Annotated in this window: 6 protein-coding genes; 2 read left to right on the top strand and 4 right to left on the bottom strand. The window is 47.1% G+C overall.

From position 1 onward, the window contains the following. Window positions 1-739, bottom strand: a 739-nt coding sequence (locus tag RMO84_RS01910; RefSeq protein WP_310486767.1) for an iron uptake porin, incomplete at its 3' end; no start/stop codon positions are given. A gap of 880 nt (window positions 740-1,619) precedes the next feature. On the opposite strand from RMO84_RS01910, the gene RMO84_RS01905 reads away from it, so the two are divergent. Next, window positions 1,620-2,216 carry a hypothetical protein gene (locus RMO84_RS01905; RefSeq protein WP_310486766.1) on the top strand — a complete coding sequence of 199 codons (597 nt, stop codon included), beginning with the start codon at window positions 1,620-1,622 and terminating at the stop codon, window positions 2,214-2,216. Between the two features lie 157 nt (window positions 2,217-2,373). On the opposite strand, the gene RMO84_RS01900 is transcribed toward RMO84_RS01905, so the two are convergent. The 3 genes from RMO84_RS01900 to RMO84_RS01890 form a co-directional block, all read right to left on the bottom strand. Then, the gene (locus RMO84_RS01900; RefSeq protein WP_310486765.1) at window positions 2,374-3,999 is read right to left on the bottom strand and encodes a cyclic peptide export ABC transporter; all 1,626 of its coding nucleotides are present in this window, start codon (window positions 3,997-3,999) and stop codon (window positions 2,374-2,376) included. A 175-nt stretch (window positions 4,000-4,174) separates the two neighbouring features. Then, window positions 4,175-4,660, bottom strand: coding sequence for an allophycocyanin subunit alpha-B (locus RMO84_RS01895; RefSeq protein ID WP_310486764.1), 486 nt, complete (start codon window positions 4,658-4,660; stop codon window positions 4,175-4,177). A gap of 296 nt (window positions 4,661-4,956) precedes the next feature. Further along, window positions 4,957-5,457 carry a pentapeptide repeat-containing protein gene (locus RMO84_RS01890; protein ID WP_310486763.1) on the bottom strand — a complete coding sequence of 167 codons (501 nt, stop codon included), beginning with the start codon at window positions 5,455-5,457 and terminating at the stop codon, window positions 4,957-4,959. Window positions 5,458-6,021: 564 nt separating this feature from the next. Between RMO84_RS01890 and RMO84_RS01885 the strand changes: the two genes are divergently transcribed. Beyond that, window positions 6,022-6,999, top strand: a complete 978-nt coding sequence (locus RMO84_RS01885) for a glycosyltransferase family A protein (RefSeq protein WP_310486762.1) — start codon at window positions 6,022-6,024, stop codon at window positions 6,997-6,999. The last annotated feature ends 100 nt before the right edge of the window (window positions 7,000-7,099 follow it).

The following is a 7,099-nucleotide window of genomic DNA, read 5'->3' as shown; positions in this document are numbered from 1 at the left end:
CTACGATGACAGAATTGTTGAGACCAAGGTCGGATACTTGTGCGCCTTCAGCCGTTGGGCCATTTTTCAATTGGCCGTTGATCCCTGTTTGGTTGCCAGTAGCTAACCGCGTCCAGAGGCGATCTTTACCGCTGAAACTAGTTTCAAATAATAAGCGGACGCGATCGCCAAAGACGGTGTTGTTGGAATTGGAACCACTCAATGCACCAGCAACGTTAAAGATTGCTTCGCCTTTGAGCTTGGTAGTTGTCGAAAATTGGTTGGCTTGGAGTTGCGCGACTTTTTTGTCGGTGGCGACTAGACGACCATCGATTTCGGCTAGTTGAGCGCGATATTCTTGAGTCAATCTTTGGAGAACTTCCAGATCTGCACGAGTGACACCACTGGGAGCACTCCCGGGCATGCCGCCAGGTTGCTGTGCCAGCATTGGTTCGACTCTATTCAAGCAAGCGTTCAAACCGCGCGCAAATTCCAGCTGCGAAACGGGTTTGTCGTTGAGGTTGGGATTACAACCGTATTTAGTTGCCAAACCTTGGAGCGATTTATATTGCCAGTCGCTAGGTTTGACGATATCGGTTTCGGATCCGTCTACTGAAGTTGGTTCGGTAGCAGCGATTTGCACTGGGTTCGCACCACTGGCTTTATTGAGAGTTAAGTTGCTAGCAGACCTAGCAATTTCAGTGCTGTTGGGTGCCGCCATGACGCCAGTGGTTAGCAATAGCACTGAGCCTACGAGCATTGGGCAGATCGATACAGATTTCCAAATTGCTGATGACATTTGGGTAGTTCTCCTCAAGATTAAATTTAATTGACTGGTGTAAAGTTCGAGTGGATTGCGATTGCGCGCGCACTATTAATATTTACAATTAACTCAGTTTCATCGCCCGATCGAGTTAAATTTTGATAACCACGATACAGACTAACCGAGCTAATCGATCGTCAAGTTGACCTCAATTATATGATGCAACCATTATCTTCAAATCAGATTTATCTACTTTTACTGAAAAATTAAGTGTGAATTTCCAATGAAAAAGTGATAACTAATACACAGAGTGCGGGGATTGGAGATGCTGACTTGACTCAAGCATTTCTATGTCAGGCTGCGATCCCAGAGAGCAAACTTTGGCATCGCGTAGCCTTAGAGTACCCATGCCTGTATCAAAATCAACATCAATTAAAAAAGGATTACTGAGTTGTGGCGAAGATCGGTGCTGCTGACGATCGATCGCAGAGATCGGCCAGAGTCATCCTCTCCTAAAAAATATCCAGTAGTGGACTGGAAAAAACGGTCGCATTGCGACCCTAGCGACATTTAGCAAGCGGTTTTGACGACAATTTTACTATTTACAACCAAAACAGCTTAATAGTCTTGCAGAATAAAATACTGATAAGCACGATACCGTTAGGGCTGCTAATGTCTTGACAATTTGGACTCGATCGTCAGATGAGATCGCGATCGTGTTAACAGTAACGAGATTCTAAGCATCCTACCCGAAAATACTGGCGATCGATCGTCTTCAGATCGGTGTAAATCGATCGAGCAAAGTGTTAATTATATCGATCGATCTGGGCACTATAAATCCATAGACCAGTTTAGGTGTGGATTGAGGTAGTGAATAATGAATCAGCAACTACAACAGCAACGCAATTTTAGAGATCTCGATGTTTGTATCGCTACTAGTAATTTGATGCAGCGCGGTATTGTTGCCAATCCAGCACGACGCAGTGTCGCAGTTCCAGCAGATAAGGGTAGAGATTTTGCAATGGCAATTAAGGCTAAATTTGATGGCTCGCGCCCGATCGTCGAAGATGTAATTTTTGCAACCTTGGAGCGATCGGATTTAAAGTTGGGCAAAAACTGGTTGAAGATCGAGCACTGTCTCAATCCTGAAGCTCGAAATAAGCCCTATTACGCTACTAAAATTACCAATCGATCGACCCAAAGAATTCGGATCGATCGGTTTGGGTCGTATATTAAAATTGGCAGAACGCTAGTCTTGCATTCGATTACCGGCGGATTTTTCAGCCGTCAACAGTTTCAAGAGTGGTACGGCTTAGGCGATAGTCAGTGGCTCGAACCAGGTCAAACCGTTATCGATCCCAACAACCACAGCCAACTAGGTGTCTATTGGGGTTATTCCTTTACTACTTCTAATGGTGCAAAGTTTGTCGCTGCGGCGGCTTGGAAGGGGAAACCTTGGTGGCAGATGTGGTAGGAATTAGGTTTTAGACTTTAGGCTTTAGAGATCTGTGAGGTTGTACTCAAGAATAAAGCCTAACAGCCTAACAACAGTTTCTTGTATTGCTGAACCGACGCAAATATCAGCTCAGATGCTCTGTGAGGAGATCCGCAAATCGTTCCCCGCTTCCCGCTTAACCGACCACAATTTTGCCATAGTCTAGCTTCAGGACTCGATCGGCTAAATGGAAGTAGCGATCGTCGTGACTGATAACCAGGACGGCTTTGCCGCGTTGTTTAAGTTCTGGCAAGAGTTGTTGATAAAAGATTTCGCGAAAGAACGGATCTTGGTCGGCTGCCCATTCATCGAATAAATAGATCGGGCGGTCTTCGAGGTAAGCAGTTAGGAGTGCGAGGCGTTTGCGCTGACCTTGAGACAGGGCTGTAGTAGAGAGTTTACCCTCTTCGATCGCGACTTTATGCGTAAGTTGGAGTTTTTCGAGGTACATCTTGGCTTGCTCGTCGCCATCAGCTAAATGCAAACCCACAAATCGATCGAATAGATAGAAGTCGGCAAATACGGTCGAAAATAGCTGGCGATACGACTCGCGATAACTGTCATCAATGACCTTGCCATCTAACAGAATTTCCCCACTGTCGGGCACGTATAAGCCTGTAATTAGCTTAGCTAGGGTAGATTTACCGCTGCCATTGCCACCGACGATAAATACTAATTCTCCTGGCTGGAGGGTGAGATCGACAGGCCCCAGTGTAAAGGTATTTTCCTCTCCAGCAAGCTGGTAACTATGGGTAGCGTGCTGGATATCAATTTGGGTAAATGCACGGGGGCTAAGGGTCGTGTGGGCGAGAGTCTCGGCGCGACTGGCTAGCGATAATCCCAAGGTATCGATCTTCCGCAAGGCGACACCTGCTTGGCTGAGGTTGGGTAGGATTGCCAAGGTATTCCCGATCGGTCGCATCAGATAAGATATTGTCAGCACGTAACCCGATAGGAGTTCGGCAGAGACTGTCTGAACGTGGGGTAAGCCGTAGACTAATAAGCCCAACAGCAAGAAAAACGACAGCTCGCCGATCCCGCTCGATAGCGCGATCGCGCGTTGGGAGCCAATCCGGTACTCGCGCAAGGTGGCAGCGGTAGTTTGCAAGTCTTCCTGGAGGAAGTCTTCGCGGCGTTGGGAATGTAGTTTGAGTTCTTTGATGCCGTTGGTAATCGCCTGAAAGTGTCTCATCAGGGCATCATTTTCTTCACGAGCTTCGGTAAATAAGCGCACGGCTTGGTTAATGAGCACTTGCACTAACGCGATCGATAATCCCATAAAGATTAATGTGCCCACTAGTACCCACAGCGACAGCCAGCCGAGATAAGCTAGTGAAGCTGCCACGATCGCCGCATTGACACATAATGTCGGGATACTAAATACCCCGCTAGAAATTGATTGAATATCTTCAGTCAGCGTCGCCAGGATGCGGCTGGTGCCCAACTCTTCTAAATGTCGTAATGGGGATGCCAAAACCCAGCCACTAATCCGCAGTCGCAGTTTGTAAATGGCATCTTGCGCCAATTGTGCGAGCAAAAACTGGGAAATGAGCGTCGTAATCAGTGAGACGACGACCAGTCCCATAAAGCCCCAGAGCAGTTCTGGCGGTGCTTGTGGGTGTGCGGGGGTAATCTGACTAATCGATCGATTAATCAACGCGATCGACGCGGCACTACCCATACCGCTAATCGAGCCAGTAATGGCAGCAGCCAATACGCTCATCCAGGAAGCTTTAAGCAGAAACTCGATTAAATTATTCATGGGTAGGGGAGTTAGGGTTTAGGAGTTGGGCGATATTTTTACACCCAGTTTTAGCAACGCTCTATTAATTATTGCTAATTTGAACCATCGAAATCTCGTCGAGCGCAAACAAAACAACCCCCAGCAGTGCTGAGGGTTGTTTTTTGAGAGCGAATCCAAATCGATCGCTGGCAATCTAGGACATTTCCTGAATAATGTAATCAAAATAGGGAGCGGCAGCGGCAGCATCGTCCTCGCTTAACAGACTGAGCGAGGCTTCTTTGAGTGCGGCGATCGAATCAGCCATCCCATTGACAGGTACGCCTAGCGAGTTGTACATATCCCGCACGCCAATCAACCCAATTTGCTCGATCGGCCCTTTGTCTCCAGCAAGAATTCCATAGGTAACTAGCCGCAGATACCAACCATAGTCTCTGATGCACTGAGCTCGTTGTTTTTGGCCAGCAGCATTGCCACCAGGTGCAATATAGTCAGGGTGCAGTTTCCACAATTGCTTGCTAGCTCGATCGACTATTTTCTTTTCGGATTCTGCCAAAGTGGTGACGATCCGAATCCGCTGTTCGCCAGTTTTCAGAAATGATTGAATATTTTTGAGTTCCCCAGTACTGGGATAACGGAGATCGTCGTCTGCCTTTAGAATAACTTGACTAACTACACTCATATTAATTGGGATCTATTCTTAGATATCTTCTATTAAAGTAGTTTAGCTACTCTCGGTGCCACAAGTGAAGCAATAAATCGCGGGATATGAGGATCTTTGGTAAATCTTTACAATTAGGCTTTGGGTATTAGGCTTTAGGCTTTAGGTATTAGGTATTAGGCTTTAGAAGTTGGGGGACTGGAGGGAGGACGGGGAAACGGGAAGACGGGAAGACGGGAAGACGGGGGACTGGTAGGGAAAAGGACGCTTGCGTCCAGATCCACTATCAACTCAAGCATAAAGCCTAAGACCTAAACCTACCGGCACCCCAAACTATCCCTAGTAGAGACTCCAGTCACCGGATTAGTTCCATCCGCGCGATCGCATAGTAGTTTAGCTTGAGCGCGATCGATCAGAGCATCGGTAAAATCGGCACCTGTAATCTTGGCACCAAAAAACCGCGATCGAGTCAGCGTGGCTTCGGTGAGGATGGCATTAGTGAGATCGGCTTCATCAAACGTGGCACGATCGGCCAAAGCACCTGTGAGATTTGCTCCTGATAGATTGCTCTTCAGTAAGACAGCCATCGTCAGCATTGCGTTAGTTAAATTCGCCCCGCTCAAATCGACACCCCGCAATTCGGACGATACAAAGACGCCACCCGTGAGATCTTGTCCGGCAAAGTTGCGATCTCTTAGATCGATCCGACTATAGTTCGTCTGACTCCCAATGGCCAAGGTGGGATTGGTGCCCAGCAATAACCATAGTGACAACACAATTAGCGATCGACTCAGCCATTTAGATACCAATGCGAACATACCCGGCCTCGGCATGTTCGCATTAGCGGGCAATGAGCGGTAGGGGTGACGTAAAAAACAAGCAATATGGCTGAGTAGTGGCATTGGTATTGTCTGGACTTTAAGACGATTGACTGTGATTAGAAACGGTAGCGAAGCAGTATATTAAGCAATTTAGCTGAAGACAGCAATCTTGAGTTCGAGCTACATTTTGGGTATCGGTCTGCTCATAGACTTTTGCTAATAATCATTACACATCTCCAAAAAATCAGCATTGCGATTGATTGAGTAGGTCGGCGTAAATTGGCAGCTTCGCTAGACAGTAAATCCACCAAAAAAAAGTGTCGGTTTTTACAAATAAAGTAGTATTTTCAGTCCGGCGCGGACAAATTGAATGAGTCCGGGGAGCCGATACAGCCGGTTTTCATACCTTGGATCGTAACTACGCTCTTAATAAATGAGCTGTTTGGTCGATGACTCACACCCAGCAGATTGCCATAATTAATTTTAGAGATCGTGACTAATCTATTTGTTGTCTTTGTTACTTAGAAATCGATCGTTAAACAAAGGCCGTATGAACCAGCAATGATTAGTCAACCAACTGTAACTGTTATTATCATTTTTCTAAATGCTGGAGAAACTTTTTTTCGAGAAGCGATCGAGAGCGTGTTCGCGCAGACTTATGACAATTGGGAATTGCTGCTGGTAGACGATGGTTCGACCGACATCAGCACAGAGATTGCACGGCAGTACGCACACAAATGTCCGGGCAAAGTACGGTATCTGGAGCATTCAGGACATCTAAATCGCGGGATGAGTGCGGCACGGAACCTGGGCATCAAACACGCCAGCGGTGAATATATTGCTTTTTTAGATGCTGACGATCTGTGGTTGCCGGAGAAATTAGCCAAGCAGGTTGCTATTTTAGATGCTCATCCAGAAGTGGCGATGGTCTATAGCTCGACTTGGATGTGGCACGGCTGGACAAACAAGCCGGAGGATCTCAAACGCGATCGCGGTCGAGCTTTAGGCGTCCATCCCGATTGCCTAGTCTCACCGCCGACAATACTGACGTTGTGTCTGGAGGGTAAAGCTGAATCCCCTGGGGTGTGCGGCGCGACGATCCGACGGGAGACGATCCAAGCTGTGGGCGGTTATGAAGATTCCTTCCGAGGCATGTTTGACGACCAAGTTTTATTTGCCAAAATCTGCGCTCGATCGCCAGTATTTGTCGCGAGTGGACACTGGGATCTGTATCGACAACATGCAAGTAGCTGCTGTCATGTGGCAAAAGCGGACGGTACATATGACATATTCAAGCCAAATGTCTCGCATCAACATTACTTGGACTGGTTGGAGCAGTATTTATCAGCGGAAGGAATGCGGGATACCGATGTTTGGCGGGCACTTCAGACCTCGTTGGCTCGATATCGTTATCCCGTGCGGTATCAGCTCCTAAACATCTGCCGCTATTGGCAAAAAATCTACAGGAAACTAGTGAGGATCGTCTGGATTAAACCACTACATCTAGTTATTGAAAACTCGAACGGAGATCGAGCTTAGTTAAAAGCTAATTTAAATAAAAATTCATGAGTGACTCACACCCCTATCGATCTCAAATTGCCCCTGTGCCAGCCGGAAGCTCGCGACCGTTATGGTCGGT

It is taken from the genome of Chamaesiphon sp. VAR_69_metabat_338, assembly GCF_031423935.1.
Taxonomy (GTDB): Bacteria; Cyanobacteriota; Cyanobacteriia; order Cyanobacteriales; family Chamaesiphonaceae; genus Chamaesiphon.
This window is presented reverse-complemented; position numbering and strand designations above follow the sequence as displayed.